11 protein-coding genes and 3 pseudogenes are annotated in these 13,980 nt (G+C 71.8%); 6 read left to right on the top strand and 8 right to left on the bottom strand.

The genetic code is table 11. The annotated features are described in order from the left end of the window. Position 1: 1 nt before the first annotated feature. The 4 genes and pseudogenes from ACFYO2_RS22885 to ACFYO2_RS22870 all read right to left on the bottom strand — a co-directional run. A pseudogene (locus ACFYO2_RS22885) lies at positions 2-337 on the bottom strand (SGNH/GDSL hydrolase family protein); the annotation flags it as partial. Positions 338-343: 6 nt separating this feature from the next. Continuing rightward, a pseudogene (locus ACFYO2_RS22880) lies at positions 344-555 on the bottom strand (glycosyltransferase family 1 protein); the annotation flags it as partial. Positions 556-788: 233 nt separating this feature from the next. Then, complete coding sequence (locus ACFYO2_RS22875; RefSeq protein WP_388351922.1) at positions 789-2,207, bottom strand: HEAT repeat domain-containing protein; 1,419 nt, start codon at positions 2,205-2,207, stop codon at positions 789-791. Positions 2,208-2,506: 299 nt separating this feature from the next. Further along, positions 2,507-2,899: an ankyrin repeat domain-containing protein gene (locus ACFYO2_RS22870; RefSeq protein WP_388351919.1), complete on the bottom strand. Its 393-nt coding sequence runs from the start codon at positions 2,897-2,899 to the stop codon at positions 2,507-2,509. Positions 2,900-3,159: 260 nt separating this feature from the next. Here ACFYO2_RS22870 and ACFYO2_RS22865 point away from each other — a divergent pair, with 260 nt between their 5' ends. Next, positions 3,160-3,354, top strand: a complete 195-nt coding sequence (locus ACFYO2_RS22865; protein WP_388351916.1) for a hypothetical protein — start codon at positions 3,160-3,162, stop codon at positions 3,352-3,354. Between the two features lie 53 nt (positions 3,355-3,407). Beyond that, positions 3,408-5,018 carry a hypothetical protein gene (locus ACFYO2_RS22860; RefSeq protein WP_388351913.1) on the top strand — a complete coding sequence of 537 codons (1,611 nt, stop codon included), beginning with the start codon at positions 3,408-3,410 and terminating at the stop codon, positions 5,016-5,018. Between the two features lie 100 nt (positions 5,019-5,118). Here ACFYO2_RS22860 and ACFYO2_RS22855 read toward each other — a convergent pair whose 3' ends face one another. Next, positions 5,119-6,624, bottom strand: coding sequence for a PLP-dependent aminotransferase family protein (locus ACFYO2_RS22855; protein ID WP_388351911.1), 1,506 nt, complete (start codon positions 6,622-6,624; stop codon positions 5,119-5,121). A 101-nt stretch (positions 6,625-6,725) separates the two neighbouring features. Between ACFYO2_RS22855 and ACFYO2_RS22850 the strand changes: the two genes are divergently transcribed. From ACFYO2_RS22850 to ACFYO2_RS22835, 4 genes and pseudogenes are all read left to right on the top strand, one after another. Next, the gene (locus tag ACFYO2_RS22850) at positions 6,726-7,385 is read left to right on the top strand and encodes a YitT family protein (RefSeq protein ID WP_388351908.1); all 660 of its coding nucleotides are present in this window, start codon (positions 6,726-6,728) and stop codon (positions 7,383-7,385) included. Further along, a pseudogene (locus ACFYO2_RS22845) lies at positions 7,382-8,150 on the top strand (glycerophosphodiester phosphodiesterase). Before ACFYO2_RS22850 ends, ACFYO2_RS22845 begins: the two are co-directional and overlap by 4 nt. A gap of 61 nt (positions 8,151-8,211) precedes the next feature. Further along, positions 8,212-9,567 carry an MFS transporter gene (locus ACFYO2_RS22840; RefSeq protein WP_388351905.1) on the top strand — a complete coding sequence of 452 codons (1,356 nt, stop codon included), beginning with the start codon at positions 8,212-8,214 and terminating at the stop codon, positions 9,565-9,567. A gap of 267 nt (positions 9,568-9,834) precedes the next feature. Continuing rightward, entirely contained in the window at positions 9,835-10,209 is a 375-nt protein-coding gene (locus ACFYO2_RS22835; protein WP_030677841.1) for an RNA polymerase-binding protein RbpA, read from the top strand. Positions 10,210-10,345: 136 nt separating this feature from the next. On the opposite strand, the gene fxsA is transcribed toward ACFYO2_RS22835, so the two are convergent. From fxsA to ACFYO2_RS22820, 3 genes are all read right to left on the bottom strand, one after another. Further along, the gene (gene fxsA, locus ACFYO2_RS22830) at positions 10,346-10,909 is read right to left on the bottom strand and encodes an FxsA family membrane protein (RefSeq protein ID WP_388351901.1); all 564 of its coding nucleotides are present in this window, start codon (positions 10,907-10,909) and stop codon (positions 10,346-10,348) included. A gap of 93 nt (positions 10,910-11,002) precedes the next feature. Beyond that, positions 11,003-11,803 (bottom strand): polyprenol monophosphomannose synthase, encoded by an 801-nt coding sequence (locus ACFYO2_RS22825; RefSeq protein WP_388351898.1) that lies wholly within the window; start codon positions 11,801-11,803, stop codon positions 11,003-11,005. 557 nt (positions 11,804-12,360) lie between these two features. After that, complete coding sequence (locus tag ACFYO2_RS22820; RefSeq protein ID WP_388351895.1) at positions 12,361-13,977, bottom strand: amidohydrolase; 1,617 nt, start codon at positions 13,975-13,977, stop codon at positions 12,361-12,363. Positions 13,978-13,980 lie beyond the last annotated feature (3 nt).

The following is a 13,980-nucleotide window of genomic DNA, read 5'->3' as shown; positions in this document are numbered from 1 at the left end:
TCTAGGCGGCCTCCGGCTGTCGCTCCGTCACCGACAGCCCGGCGAGCGCCGCGGACACCGCCGCCTAGGCCCGTAGATCGAGCCGGGCGCTCGTCCCGCGCGCGCGGTGCCGCAGTTCGTCGGCCGCGAGGGTCAGGAGCTGCGGCAGCAGGTCGGTGCATCGCCGGGCCACCCAGCCGGTACCGGCGGTGGCGAGCCACCACAGGCTCACCGACTTGGTGGGCGCGGGGAACCCGGGCTCGGGCGAGGGCGCGGTCCCCGTCGCGAGGCCGCGCTCCGCCAGCGGGGCATGGAAACGCAGGGCCAGTTGCCGGTGGCCCCGCTCACCGGGGTGCACCGGTCCCTGGGGGTAACCCGGGAGCGGGAGGGAGGGGACACGGACGACGGGACATGGCGCCAGGGCATCGGCCCCGGGCCCGGCACCGGCCGCGGTGGCCGGTGCGACGACGAGCGGAGAGTGGCTGCGATCCACGAGGTGCCGGGAGGTCTGGAGCGCGCAGTGGGCCACGCCGTTCACATCGGGGGAAAGGATTCGGTCACGATGACAACACCCATACCCGTGTTGTCGCCGTGCTGGACGTGGCCGCGTCAACGTGGATCTTTCCGGACGAGGAACGTCCTGTGAGCGTCGCCCTGCGCACCCGAGCAGGTCAGACCGTGTCCATGCCCGTCTGCCCCGTGGGTCGCCCCGAGTTCACCCGGGGGGTGCGCCGGAGCCCGGTGAGTTCGTTTCGGGGGCGCACCCGCGCCGGATGCGGTGAAGATCGGCCACGTCCGGAGTGCGGCGGTCACATGGCGGCCGCGTCCGGTCCGATCCGGCTGCGTACGGCCGTCTGGACTTCGGCCTCCTCGGCCGGATCGGCCGCGAGCCTGCGCAGTCGCTCGACGACCCGGGCGTCACCGGTCTCGGCGTGCCGGGCGGCGATCTCGCGGGTGGTCTCCTCGCAGTCCCACAGGCACTCGACGGCGAAGCCGGTGGCGAAGGAGGGGTCGGTTGCGGCGAGGGCTCGAGCGGCCCGGCCGCGCAGATGGGACGAGGCGGTCTCGCGGTAGATGTGCCGGAGTACGGGCGCCGCGCAGACGATACCCAGCCGGCCGGTGCCGTCGACGAGGGTCCACAGGGTCGGCGCGTCGGGGCCTTCCCCCCGTACGGCCTCCCTGAGTGCCGCGAGGACGAGGTCGCTGTCCCGGGAGCCGCCCCGGCAGGCGAGCATGCGTCCGGCGGCGGCGCCGAGGGAGTCGGGCCGGCGGGCCCAGCCGCGTGCCCGCTCGATCGCGGCGACGCTGCGCATCCGTTCGAAGGCGTCCACGGCCGCCTCCACCACGGCCGCCGAGCCGGTGGCCACGGCGACCTCGATCAGATCGGGGGCGCTCGGATCATTGCTGTCGGCTAGATAGCGCAGGGCAGTGCAGCGGGCTCCGTCGCTGCCGTCCTCGGCGGCCCGGAGGATCTCCGGCCGGTCCTCGGGGCCGGCGACGGCCGCGAGGCAACGGGCGGCGGGGACATGGAGCGCGGCGCCGCGCTCGACACCCTGCTGGGCCCAGTCGAAGACCGCCTGCACGCTCCACCCCGGACGGGGCCCGGTAGGTCGCATCTGCCGTTGCCAGCGGTCGAAACTGCCGGCCTCCTGAGCGGCACGCACGCGCGTGGCGATGGATTCGCGCGGATCGTCGGCCCACAGCCGCCAGGGCCGTGGCTCGAACGCGTCGCGCACCGCGACGGCCAGGTCGGCCTCGCCCTCGGCATCGGTCCCGAAACGCGCCAGGACGGGTGCCGCGAGGGCGCGCAGTCCGGCGTCGTCGTCGCGCAGCGCCAGTTCATCCAGGGCCCAGGCCCAGTTGGTGCCCGAGGCGGCGTACCTGCGCAGCAGTTCGAGCGCGTCCCGCCTGCCGTACGAGGCGAGGTGGCCGAGGACGGCGAGGGCGAGCCCGGTGCGGGACTCCTCGGTGTCGAGGACGTCCTCGACGTCGAAGAGGTGCGCCTCGATCTCGTTCGTCCCGCCGTTCAGGTCGAGGTAGAGACGGGCGTAGTAAAGGGAGCGGTTCTCCACCTGCCAGTCGTGGCGGGGATCGCGCAGCACACAGTGGTTCAGGGCCGCGAGCGCTTCGGCTCGCGGTGCGGTGAGCGCGTGCAGTGTGCCGTCGCCGCGGCCCCGCTGGAGCAGGCCGAGCAGCGTGCCGCTGGGCGCTATGACCGGATCGAACATGGGAAACAGCCTCACATCAAGCGTCGACGCAACCGGGATCGTGCATTACCTGGCCGCGTGACAACACGTCGGGGCGCCCGCCGTTTCCTGCTTGCTGTAAGCCATCTTCCTCTGCCTCTCGTAGGTGGCCCATGCGGACCGTGTCACGGTCCGCGCGGTGCGGCATCGACTGCCCAGCCATCGCGTCCGTGAATCACGACGTCATGATGACTCGGCAGTTCCATCCACCGCGACCGAAATTTCGGCGGCCCGTTACCGCCTCCCCCGTTATTCGTGTCCGCCCTGGTCAGGCGGACGTGTCAGAGTGCGCCGAACAGTTCGAGCAGCTGCGTCTTGCCGAACATCCGGGCGGTGTCGACGGCCGACGGAGTACCCGCGGCGGGATCGGCACCACCCTCCAGAAGTGCCTTGATCACTTCTTCCTCGCCCTTGAAGACCGCCCCGGCGAGCGGGGTCTGGCCCCGGTCGTTGATCCGGTTGCCCTCGGCGCCCCGGGCGAGGAGGGCACGCACCGTGTCGGCATGGCCGTGGTAGGCGGCGAGCATCACCAGGGAGTCGCCACGGTCGTTGGTGAGGTTGGCCGGAACACCCGCGTCCACATACGCCACGAGCGCCTCGGTCTGCCCCTGCCGGGCCAGGTCGAAGATCTTGGTCGCCAGCTCCACGACCTCGGGGTCGGGGGCTTCAGTCATCGCCGGTCCGCCTCTCAGTGCAACCGTTCAGGTGAATCGCCAGGGTACTGGCTCCCGCGGCACATGACCCGTTGCGCCGGAGGTAAAGATCACCGCAGTCCCAGTCGGACACGAGAGCCCGGATCAATCGGCCGAAGACGACTCCGCCACCAGGGGGAAATCAGCGTAAATCCACCCAGTTGCACCTTTTATCGTATGGATACATCCTGTGATCCTGGCAGTACTCATGGTGACTGTCCCCACGAACCAGGAGAACTCAAATGATCCTGTCCATCTCAGGCGTGGTCCTGCTCGGAATCATCGTCTTCCTCTTCTTCCGCAAGGACGGGCTCAAGGCGTCCCACGCCATGGTCTCGGTGCTGTTCGGCTTCTATCTCGCGAGCACGGCCATTGCTCCGAGTATCAAGGCCGGCGGCGAGAGCCTGGCGAGCCTCCTCGGCGGAATCAAGTTCTGACGCCCCGCACGTCCGTACGCACCACCATCCGTACGCACCACCAGGAGACAGCAGTGGCCCGGCGCCCCCTCCCCCGCATCCTGAGCACAGACAGAGCGCAGATCGCCCGGAGCCGGGAGCTGGCCCGGACGGCGGCCGCCAGCGCCACCGACGTCCTCCATCCACTGATCACGATCACCCGCGGTCTGCGCCGACTGGCCTCGGCCGGGCGGCGCAAGTGGGCCGACACCCCCAAGGACAAGCGCGGACCGCTGCTTTTCCTGGTGGCGTCGGTGGTGCTGGTGGTGGCGCTCGCGCCGTACGGCCCACTGCTCGCCGTCATCACGGTGATGGCGGCGGCAGCCTGGCAGGGCCGCGACCGCGGGCAGCCGGAGCCCGACGGCCCCGACGAATCCCAGACACAGCGCCTCCAGTCCCTGTACGAGGCCCTGGTGCCGTACTTCTCGGCCGCCGAGGACCCGGCCCCGCTCTACGCCCACGGCGGCGAGTGGGAGAAGGCCTTCCCCTCGTTCGACTTCGACGGCACCGGCCGCATCACGCATCTGCAGATCCGCTACCCGGCGTACTTCACCGACGGCGAACCCGAGTGCCGTACCCGGATCGAGCAGCTGCTGGCCGCCAAGTCGGGCCGGGACCGCGAGTACCGCTTCATCTGGGAGGAGGAGGGCAACCAGCTCACGCTGACGGTCCTCGCGCCCCTGCCCACCGACATCGCCGCGCAGCGTTTCGTCACGTCCCCCGGCGAAACGGTTCTCGGCTTCACCGATCCCACACAGGTCCAGCGCACGCTTCCCCTCACCTACGGTGAGGCACAGCGTGACGTACCGCCGGTCGTCTGGCGCACGGGCATCCGCTCCACCGAGCCGCACCTGCTGGTCATGGGCCAGCCGGGCAGCGGCGTCTCCACCCTGATGCGCTCCATCGCCCTGCAGGCCCTCCAGTACGGAGACCTAGTGATCGTCGAGGGCGGCGGCACCGGCGAGTACGCCTGCCTCACCGGCCGGGACGGTGTCCTCGCGGTCGAGTGCGGGCTGGCCGGGGCGCTGGCGAGCCTGGAGTGGGCGGCCACGGAGACGGAGCGCCGGCTGATCGCGGTCAACCATGCCCGCCAGGCGGGCAACCCGCCCCCGGACGACACCAAACGCCCCCTGTGGATCCTCCTGGACCGCCCGAGCGCCTTCGCCCACGTGGCCGCCGCGGACGGCCGCCAGGACCCGCAGTCCCTGCTCCAGGTCCCGCTCCGGCACGGCCGCGCGGCCAACGTGACCGTGGTCGTGGCCGACCAGTTCGACAGCACCGAGGCCCTGAGCGACGCCGTACGCCAGCACACGCGCGCGCGTGTCGTGCTCGGCCCGGCCACGGCCGACCAACTGGAAGCGGTCCTGGGCGCACCCCCGCACACGACCCCCGTCGCCCAGGTCCCGCCCGGCCGCGGCTACGCCCGCCTCGGCACAGGCCCGGTCCACCGCCTCCAGGTTCCGTCCACGCCCGACCCGTACGACGACGCGACAAGCGAGGCGGACCGCCAGGCGGTACTGGCACTGCTGCCGCCGCGGACGACACCGGCGGACGGCGAGAACCTGCCGGAGACCGTGGCAGCGGAGGCGGTAGCAGCGGAGGCCGTACCGACGGAGGCAGTAGTCGCGGAAAGCACGCCGTCCTAGCTGCGGGCCGTCGTGCCGCTGGGGCGGCTCCCGGCCCGAAGAGGCGCGGCACCCCGCCGGGCGCCGACGAGCGACACCACCCGCCCGCACCGCCCCCCGCTCACGCCACAAACGTACGAGGCGCCTCCCCACCCCCAGCCCCCCCGCTCTCCACCAACCGCGCCGCCGCGGCCAACCTCGCCGCCGCCTCCTCGGCCACCGCACCCCCCACGGTGAACGGCAACCGCACATACCCCTCGAACGCCCCGTCGACCCCGAACCGCGGACCGGACGGCACCCGCACGCCCACCCGCTCCCCCATCTCCGCGAGCCGCGACCCGGACAACCCGCCGGTCCGCACCCACAGCGTGAGCCCGCCCATCGGCACCTCGAACTCCCAGTCCGGCAGCTCCCGCCGCACGGCGGCCACCAGCGCGTCCCGGTTGTCGCGCGCCTGACTGCGTCGAATGTCCACGGCCTGCGCCCAGCCCCCCGTGCTGAACAGCCAGTTCACGGCCAGCTGCTCCAGCACCGGCGTGCCCAGATCGGCGTACGCCCGCGCGGCGACGAGGCTGCGGATCACGTCCGGTGCCGCCCGCACCCACCCGATGCGCATCCCCGCCCAGAAGGCCTTGCTGGCCGACCCGACGGTGACGACCGTCGACCCGGCCGGGTCGAAGGCGCACACGGGACGGGGCATCGCGCCCTCGATGTCCGTGTCCAGCCACAGTTCGCTCATCGTCTCGTCGGCGACCAGCACCGTCCCCGCCGACCGCGCCGCCTCCACCAGCCGCCGCCGCTGGTCCTCGTCGGCGAGCGCGCCGGTCGGGTTGTGGAAGTCGGCGACGACGTACGCGATCCTGGGCGCGGCGTCCCGCAGGACCTGACGCCAGCGGTCCATGTCCCAACCGGTGAGCCCCTCGGCCATCGCCACGGGCACCAGCCGGGCGCCCGCCTCCCGCATGAGCTGGAGGATGTTGGCGTACGAGGGGGATTCCACGGCGATCCGCTCACCGCGCCCCGCGAACAGATGACAGATCGCGTCGATCGCGCCCATCGCGCCGGTCGTCACCATGATCTGCTCGGGCATCGTCGGAATCCCGCGCGAGGTGTACCGCTCGGCGATCATCGCGCGCAGCGCGGGCAGCCCGGCCGGATAGTCGCCGTGGGTGTGGGCGTACGGCGGAAGCTCCTCGAGGGCGCCCTGTACGGCACGGGTCAGCCACGGCTCGGGGGCGGGGAGCGCCGCACAGCCGAGGTCGATCATCGAGCCCAGGGCCTCGGGGGGCAGGGGTTCGAGGCCGCGCGCGGGCAGCGGGTTGCCGGCCGGCACGGCCGTCCAACTGCCGGCGCCGCGCCGCGACTCCAGGAATCCCTCCGCGCGCAGGGCCTCGTACGCCGCCGCGACCGTCGTACGACTCACGGACAGGGACAACGCGAGCTCCCGCTCGGCGGGCAGCCGGGCGGCGACCGGCACCCGGCCCTCGAGGACCAGCAGCCGGATGCCGTCGGCCAGCGCCCGGTAGGCGGGCGGCCGGCGCGTCCCCGGGCCGGCCGGGCGGTCCTGCTGGGAGTTGAGCAGCCGGGCGAGCTGCGCGGCTCCCATCGCCGAGGTCCACTGCGCCATGGAAATCAGTCCACCTTCCCAGAATTGGCCATGGATGATGCTTCCACCCAAGCCACAGGGTGTCATGCATCAGGCCACAACGACCACATGGGGGGAATCTCTTGTCCACGAAGAGTCCGAGCCGTCTCGGACGCCGGTTGATCCAGCTGTACGTCGGTCTCGCGCTGTACGGCGCGAGTTCGGCGCTCCTCGTCCAGGCGGGCCTGGGCCTCGAGCCCTGGAACGTGCTCCATCAAGGGCTGGCCGAGCTCACCGGCCTGACGATCGGCGTCGTGTCGATCTTCGTGGGCGCGGCGGTACTGCTCCTGTGGATCCCGCTGCGCCAGCGCCCCGGCCTCGGCACGGTCTCCAACGTCTTCGTGGTCGGCATCGCCATGGACGGCACGCTCGCCGCCGTCCCCGCAGCACACACCCTCGCCGTACGCGTTCCGCTTCTCCTGTTCGGGATCCTGCTCAACGGCGTGGCCACCGGCCTCTACATCGCCGCGCGCTTCGGGCCGGGCCCCCGGGACGGGCTGATGACCGGCCTGCACCGGCGTACGGGCCGCTCGATCCGCCTGATGCGGACGGCCGTGGAGGTGACGGTCGTCGTGACGGGCTTCGCCCTGGGCGGCACCATCGGCATCGGCACCGTGCTGTACGCGGTGTCGATCGGTCCGCTCGCCCAGTTCTTCCTGCGCATGCTCGCCGTCCCGTCGGCATCCGACGGGAGCTCGGTCGTTGCCACCGGGCAACCCCAGCAGGCGATACTTCGACCGTGACCCCGCGGATACGCCATCCCTACCTCGACCATCCGGGCCCGATCGCCTTCGCCCACCGCGGCGGAGCGGCGGACGGCCTGGAGAACACGACGCGGCAGTTCCGACGCGCGGTCGAGGCGGGTTACCGCTACCTGGAGACCGACGTCCATGCCACCGCGGACGGCAGGCTCGTCGCCTTCCACGACGCGACCCTGGACCGGGTGACCGACGGAGCGGGGCGGATCGCGGACCTGCCCTGGAAGGACGTACGCCATGCGCGCGTGGCGGGCAAGGAACCGGTGCCCCTCTTCGAATGAGCTCCTGGAGAGCTTCCCCGAGGTGCGCTGGAACATAGACGTCAAGGCGGAGCCGGCGCTGCTGCCCCTCCTGGAGCTGATCGAGCGCACCCGCTCCTGGGACCGGATCTGCGTCGGCTCGTTCGCCGAGGCGCGCGTGGTGCGGGCCCAGCGGCTGGCCGGGCCGCGCCTGGCGACGTCGTACGGCACCCGTGGTGTCCTCAATCTGCGGCTGCGCTCCTGGGGCCTTCCGGCGGCCGTGCGCCGCTCCGCGGTCGCCGCGCAGGTGCCCGAAGTCCAGTCGGGCATCCAGGTGGTCGACCACCGCTTCCTGCGCACGGCCCATGCGCTCGGGCTTCAGGTGCACGTGTGGACGGTGAACGAACCGGACCGCATGCACCGGCTCCTGGACCTGGGAGTCGATGGCATCATGACCGATCACATCGACACACTGCGCAAGGTCATGGAGGACCGCGGCGTCTGGGTCTGACCTCCCGGACGCCCCCGGGCCACACGCCCGCGCGCGGCACCACGGGGAAGCGAGGGCACGGGTGGGCACCGACACCGTGCGGGCGGGATCTGCGGACGAGGCCGCCGAACGGCGGCGCGAGCAGCGGGGCTGGTACTTCTACGACTGGGCCTGCTCCGTCTACTCGACGAGCGTGCTCACCGTGTTCCTGGGCCCCTATCTGACGTCGGTCGCCAAGTCGGCGGCGGACGCGGACGGTTTCGTGCACCCGCTGGGGATCCCGGTGCGCGCCGGGTCCTTCTTCGCGTACTCGGTGTCCCTGTCGGTGGTCGTGGCCGTACTGGTGATGCCCCTGGTGGGCGCCGCCGCCGACCGCACGGGCCGCAAGAAGCCCCTCCTTGCGGCCGCCGCGTACACCGGGGCCGCGGCGACGACCGGCATGTTCTTCCTCGGCGGCGACCGCTATCTGCTCGGCGGGGTCCTGCTGGTCGTCGCGAACGCCGCGCAGTCCGTGGCGATGATGCTCTACAACTCCTACCTGCCGCAGATCGCCCCGCCCGAGGAACGCGACGCCGTCTCCTCCCGGGGCTGGGCCTTCGGGTACGCGGCGGGCGCGCTGGTCCTGGTCGCGAACCTCGTCCTGTACACCGGCCACGAGTCCTTCGGGCTCTCGGAGAGCGCCGCGGTCCGCATCTGCCTGGCGTCGGCCGGCCTGTGGTGGGGCGCCTTCGCCCTCATCCCCCTACGACGGCTGCGCGACCGCCGCTCCGAGTCGAAGGCCCCCCGAGAGGCGACGGCTCCCGGCTTCCGACAGCTCGCCGCGACCGTCCGCGACATGCGCCGCCACCCGCTGACCCTCGCCTTCCTGCTGGCGTTCCTCGTCTACAACGACGGCATCCAGACCGTGATCTCCCAGGCGTCGGTCTACGGCTCCGAGGAGCTCGGACTCGGGCAGTCGACACTCATCGGCGCCGTGCTGCTGGTCCAGGTGCTGGCGGTGGCGGGAGCGCTGGGCATGGGCCGACTGGCCCGGATCTACGGCGCCAAGCGCACGATCCTGGGCTCGCTGGTCGCCTGGACGGTGACTCTGGGCGCCGGGTACTTCCTGCCCGCCGGCGCGCCCGTGTGGTTCTTCGTGCTCGCCTCCGGGATCGGCCTCGTCCTCGGCGGCAGCCAGGCGCTGTCCCGGTCGCTGTTCTCCCATCTCGTGCCGCCCGGCAAGGAGGCCGAATACTTCGCGGCGTACGAGATGAGCGACCGCGGCATGAGCTGGCTCGGCCCGCTGTTGTTCGGGATCACTTACCAGGTGACCGGTAGTTACCGGGACGCGATCATCTCGCTGGTGGTCTTCTTCGTCATCGGGTTCCTGCTGCTCGCACGGGTGCCGGTGCGGCAAGCGATCGGCGACGCGGGCAACCCGATTCCCGAGAGAATTTAGCGTTCAACACCAAAGCGCTGTAGTGTACGCGTTTGGCCTGCCAGGCGTACCGTTACTGCGCGTCAAAGATGATGAAACGCTGGGTGACATCTGCTAGCAGATGTGACAAACCGGGCGCTGGTGGGTACAACAAGGGGCGGCTACGACGGCGACGCATTGCCCGGGACGGGACCCGGAACGGGAATCTTTACCGCCGACCGGACGTTGACCGGATGACGACGACAGCGACACCTGTCCTGTGGGCGACAAGCCCGGGAGGCACGATTCATGAGTGAGCGAGCTCTTCGCGGCACGCGCCTCGTGGTGACCAGCTACGAGACGGACCGCGGCATCGACCTGGCCCCGCGCCAGGCCGTGGAGTACGCATGCGAGAAGGGCCATCGGTTTGAGATGCCCTTCTCGGTCGAGGCGGAGATCCCGCCGGAGTGGGAGTGCAAGGTCTGCGGGGCCCAGGCACTCCTCGTGGACGGCGACGGCCCTGAAGAGAAGAAGGCCAAGCCCGCGCGTACGCATTGGGACATGCTGATGGAGCGGCGCACTCGCGAGGAACTCGAAGAGGTCCTCGCGGAGCGCCTGGCTGTTCTGCGCTCCGGCGCAATGAACATCGCGGTCCATCCGCGAGACAGCCGGAAGTCGGCGTAGTCCCTTCGGGGTCTGGGCGGACAAACAACACACGCAAGCAACCGCGGGCGCCGTACGTGATTTCACGTACGGCGCCCGCGGTTTTCGTGTTGCCGCCTTCCCCGCCTTCCCTCTGAGCGGCGGTCGGCCGAACCGCTCAGCGCGTCAGCGGCGGCCGCGGGTCCTCGGGTGCGTCGCCCGGCTCGTCCCTGACGACCTCGCCCTGGACGACCTTGCCGTCGGGGCGGTGCATGCGGGCGTGCTGGAAGGCGTCGCCCAGGGTGCCCTGCGCGGCCTCGCGGAGCTTGCGGTCGACGGTGCGCTCCGCATAGCGGCCGAGAGCCTTCTGGACCGGCGGGATCAGCAGGAGCAGCCCCACCGCGTCGGAGACCAGGCCGGGAATCATCAGGAACAGGCCGCCCAGCATCATCAGGCCGTTGCCACCGCCGCTCGACGAGCCGGAGGGAGTGCCGCCCCGCTGCAGCGCCTCGTTCAGATTCTGGAAGGCGCGTCGGCCCGCCCGCTTGATCACCACCGAACCGAGCACGAAACCGGCGAGCAGCAGCAGGAACACCGTGATCCCGCTCGTCGCACCGGCGACCACGGTCAGCAGCCAGATCTCCAGCACCAGCCAGGCGGCGACGCCCAGCGGCAGGAAGGTGCGCAGCCGGGAGCGCCGGGGCCGGGCGGGGTACGTGGGGGTCGGAGCGCCAGTCGTCATGCATCCAGTGTGCCTGGGCCCGGCTCAGCACGGCGTAAGGGGACGATCAACCGTGGCTGTGAGGTGGTAGTGCCACGGCTGTGAGACGTACTGCTACGGCTGTGCGCGCTTGCCCCGGCCCGTGATCCTGCCGACCCGCTCCCCCACGCCCCACGTCGTGACCCGCCACAGGGCTTCGACGAGGATGTCGCGGCTCATCTTGGAGTCGCCGTGCTCGCGCTCGACGAAGGTGATGGGCACCTCGACCACGTGATAGCCGGCCTTGACGGCGCGGCGGGCGAGGTCGACCTGGAAGCAGTAGCCCTGGGAGGCGACCTCTTCCAGGCCGAGGCCTTCGAGCGTCTCACGGCGGAAGGCCCGGTAGCCGCCGGTGATGTCGCGCAGCGGCAGGTCCAGGGCGAGGCGGGAGTAGAGGCTGCCGCCGCGGGAGATGACCTCGCGGGACTTGGGCCAGTTCACGACCCGGCCGCCGGGCACCCAGCGTGAGCCGAGGACCAGGTCGGCGCCCTTGAGTGCGGTCAGCAGGCGGGGCAGTTCCTCGGGCTGGTGCGAGCCGTCGGCGTCCATCTCGATGAGCACGCCGTAGCCCTTCTCCAGGCCCCAGCGGAAACCCGCGAGGTAGGCGGCGCCGAGGCCCTCCTTGCCCTTGCGGTGCAGGACCTGGACGTGCTCGTCGTCGACGGTCAGTTCGTCGGCGAGCTTGCCCGTGCCGTCCGGGCTGTTGTCGTCGGCCACCAGCACGTGCGCCTCGGGGACGGCCTTGCGCACCCGGCCGACGATCGCCTTGATGTTCTCCGCCTCGTTATACGTCGGAATGATGACCAACGCCGTGCCGAGCGGGCCGAACTGTCTCCCCCGGACCTGTGCCGCGAGGGTCCCGTCGCCGTCGTTCACTGCTGCCCCTTCATGTCCGTACGCAGACGTCCACCATAATCGCCGCGGTCTGCGCTGACGTGACGGGACGTAAGTATGGTGGTGTCGTTTTCCCAAAAGCGGGGTAAGAATGCGTTTTTTGGGGACTGTGCGTACGGCAGCGAGGGCCATGCGTGCTGCGGATGGGGGCCCGGCGCCCTTCGGGCCGACCTGGGACCCGCCGGCTGCGGGTCGACCGAAAGCCGTTGTCTACTGAGCGCCCGGCCCCATCCGGGTCACACCTCCCCGACCGGCCGGAACGTTCCCTCGCCGTGGTGCGGGCGCTGAGCCTGGCTCCCAGTGGCGGTGCCCCGGTGCGGCACACCGTCCCTGACCCAGCGGCGCGGCGGCGAGTGCGCGGGCGTTCCCCGGTCGGGCGTCCGGTGGTGGACTTGCTCGAACCTACCGGCCCGCCGCCGTTGGCTGTCAACAGCCGCTTCACCTGCGGCTCTTCCAGCAAAGCCCTGGTCAGCGCGGAGGATGCGCAGGTCGCGTGACGGGGCTGGGACGACCGATCGGCGGTGCGCCACCCCGGTAGATCACTCGCCCGGCCGTAGGAACACGGTCTGTCCGCCCACCACGGTGCGCAGGCAGACGGGCAGGTCGTGGCCAGGGGTCAGGTCGGGCAGACCGGGGGTGCCGGAGCGGGGGTCGGTCGACCAGCGGGCCACTCGGTCGTCCGGGGCCTGGACGACCAATTCGTCCGTGCGCCACACGGCGTAGTCCGCGGGGGCGCCGGGCACCAGGACACCCGCCTCGTCCCGTCCGATCGCCCGCCAGCCGCCGCGCGTATGCGCGGTGAACGCGGCGCGTACGGAGACGCGGTGCTCGGGGGTGCGGTGGAAGGCGGCCGCGCGGACCGTGCCCCACGGGCCGAGGGGCGTGACCGGGCTGTCGGAGCCGAAGGCAAGCGGGACACCGGCCCGCAGCAGGGCCGCGAAGGGGTTCAGGGCGCGGGCCCGCTCGGCGCCCAGGCGCTGGGCGTACATGCCGTCCTCGCCGCCCCACAGCGCGTCGAAGGCGGGCTGGACGGACGCGGTCAGGCCGAGCTCGGCGAAGGCGGCGATCGTCTCGGGCGTGAGCATCTCGGCGTGTTCGACGCGGTGGCGGGCGGCCCGGACGCGGGCCAGGCCGAGCTTCTGAGCGGCGGCGCGCATGCCTTCGACGACGGAGGTCACGGCGGCGTCACCGATCGCGTGGAAGCCCGCCTGGAGACCGGCCTCGGTGCAGGCGGTGACGTGCGCGGCGACCGCAGTGGCGTCGAGGTAGGCGGTGCCGGTGTGGGCGGCGTCGGTGTGGGCGGCGTCGGTGTACGGCTCGTGCAGACAGGCGGTGTGAGAGCCGAGGGCGCCGTCCACGAACAGGTCACCGGCCGCGCCGATGGCGCCCAACTCGCGTGCCTTCTCGACGTCCTGCTCGGCCCAGTAGCCGACGACACGGGTGCCCGCCTGCTCCGAGGCGAGCTTCAGGAGATCCGTGAAGTCGTCCTCGGAGGAGATCTCCGGGCCCGCGCACTCGTGGACGGTCCCGATGCCGAGAGAGGCGGCGTGCGCGAGTGCGGTGCGCTGGGCCTCGGTGCGCTGCTGCGGCGTGACGGCGCCCAGGGCTGCGGCGCGTACGGCGTGGTGGGCGTCGGCGGTGAGCGGGGCGTCCGGGGCGCCGAGGCCGGGGGTCAGGTCCAGCAGGGCCGTCGTGGCGACCGCCGAGTGGACGTCGATCCGGCTCAGGTACAGGGGGCGGCCCCCGGTGGCCGCGTCGAGTTCGGCGCGGGTCGGGGGGCGGCCGCCGGGCCAGCGGGCGGCGTCCCAGCCGTGGCCGAGCAGGACGCGGTCGTTCGGGCGGGCGGCGGCGAAGTCCCGTACGCGGGCGATGGCCGAGTCCAGGGAGGGCGCGTCGGACAGGTCGAGGCCGGTGAGGGCAAGACCCGTGGACGTGGTGTGCACGTGCGCGTCGGTGAACGCGGGGGTGACCAGGGCGCCGTCCAGGTCGATCACTTCGTCGACACCGTCAGCGAAGGCGTCGGCCGCGCCCTCGGAGCCGACCCAGGCGACGTGGCCGCGCTCCACGACCATCGCCGTCGCGAACGGGTCGGCGGGGCTGTGCACTTCCCCGCGGCGGAGGAGGACGGTGGTCGGTTCGGCGGTGCGTTCACTCATGAG

This window comes from Streptomyces sp. NPDC006602 (assembly GCF_042870385.1).
Taxonomy (GTDB): domain Bacteria; phylum Actinomycetota; class Actinomycetes; order Streptomycetales; family Streptomycetaceae; genus Streptomyces.
Note: the sequence above shows the minus strand (reverse complement) of the source record. Positions and strands in the feature narration are given on the sequence as shown.

Coding starts and splice junctions, on each gene's coding strand:
- ACFYO2_RS22875 (WP_388351922.1), bottom strand. CDS start 2,207: ATGTTCGATCCGGTCATAGCGCCCAGCGGCACGCTGCTCGGCCTGCTC.
- ACFYO2_RS22870 (WP_388351919.1), bottom strand. CDS start 2,899: ATGACTGAAGCCCCCGACCCCGAGGTCGTGGAGCTGGCGACCAAGATC.
- ACFYO2_RS22865 (WP_388351916.1), top strand. CDS start 3,160: ATGATCCTGTCCATCTCAGGCGTGGTCCTGCTCGGAATCATCGTCTTC.
- ACFYO2_RS22855 (WP_388351911.1), bottom strand. CDS start 6,624: ATGGCGCAGTGGACCTCGGCGATGGGAGCCGCGCAGCTCGCCCGGCTG.
- ACFYO2_RS22835 (WP_030677841.1), top strand. CDS start 9,835: ATGAGTGAGCGAGCTCTTCGCGGCACGCGCCTCGTGGTGACCAGCTAC.
- fxsA (WP_388351901.1), bottom strand. CDS start 10,909: ATGACGACTGGCGCTCCGACCCCCACGTACCCCGCCCGGCCCCGGCGC.
- ACFYO2_RS22820 (WP_388351895.1), bottom strand. CDS start 13,977: ATGAGTGAACGCACCGCCGAACCGACCACCGTCCTCCTCCGCCGCGGG.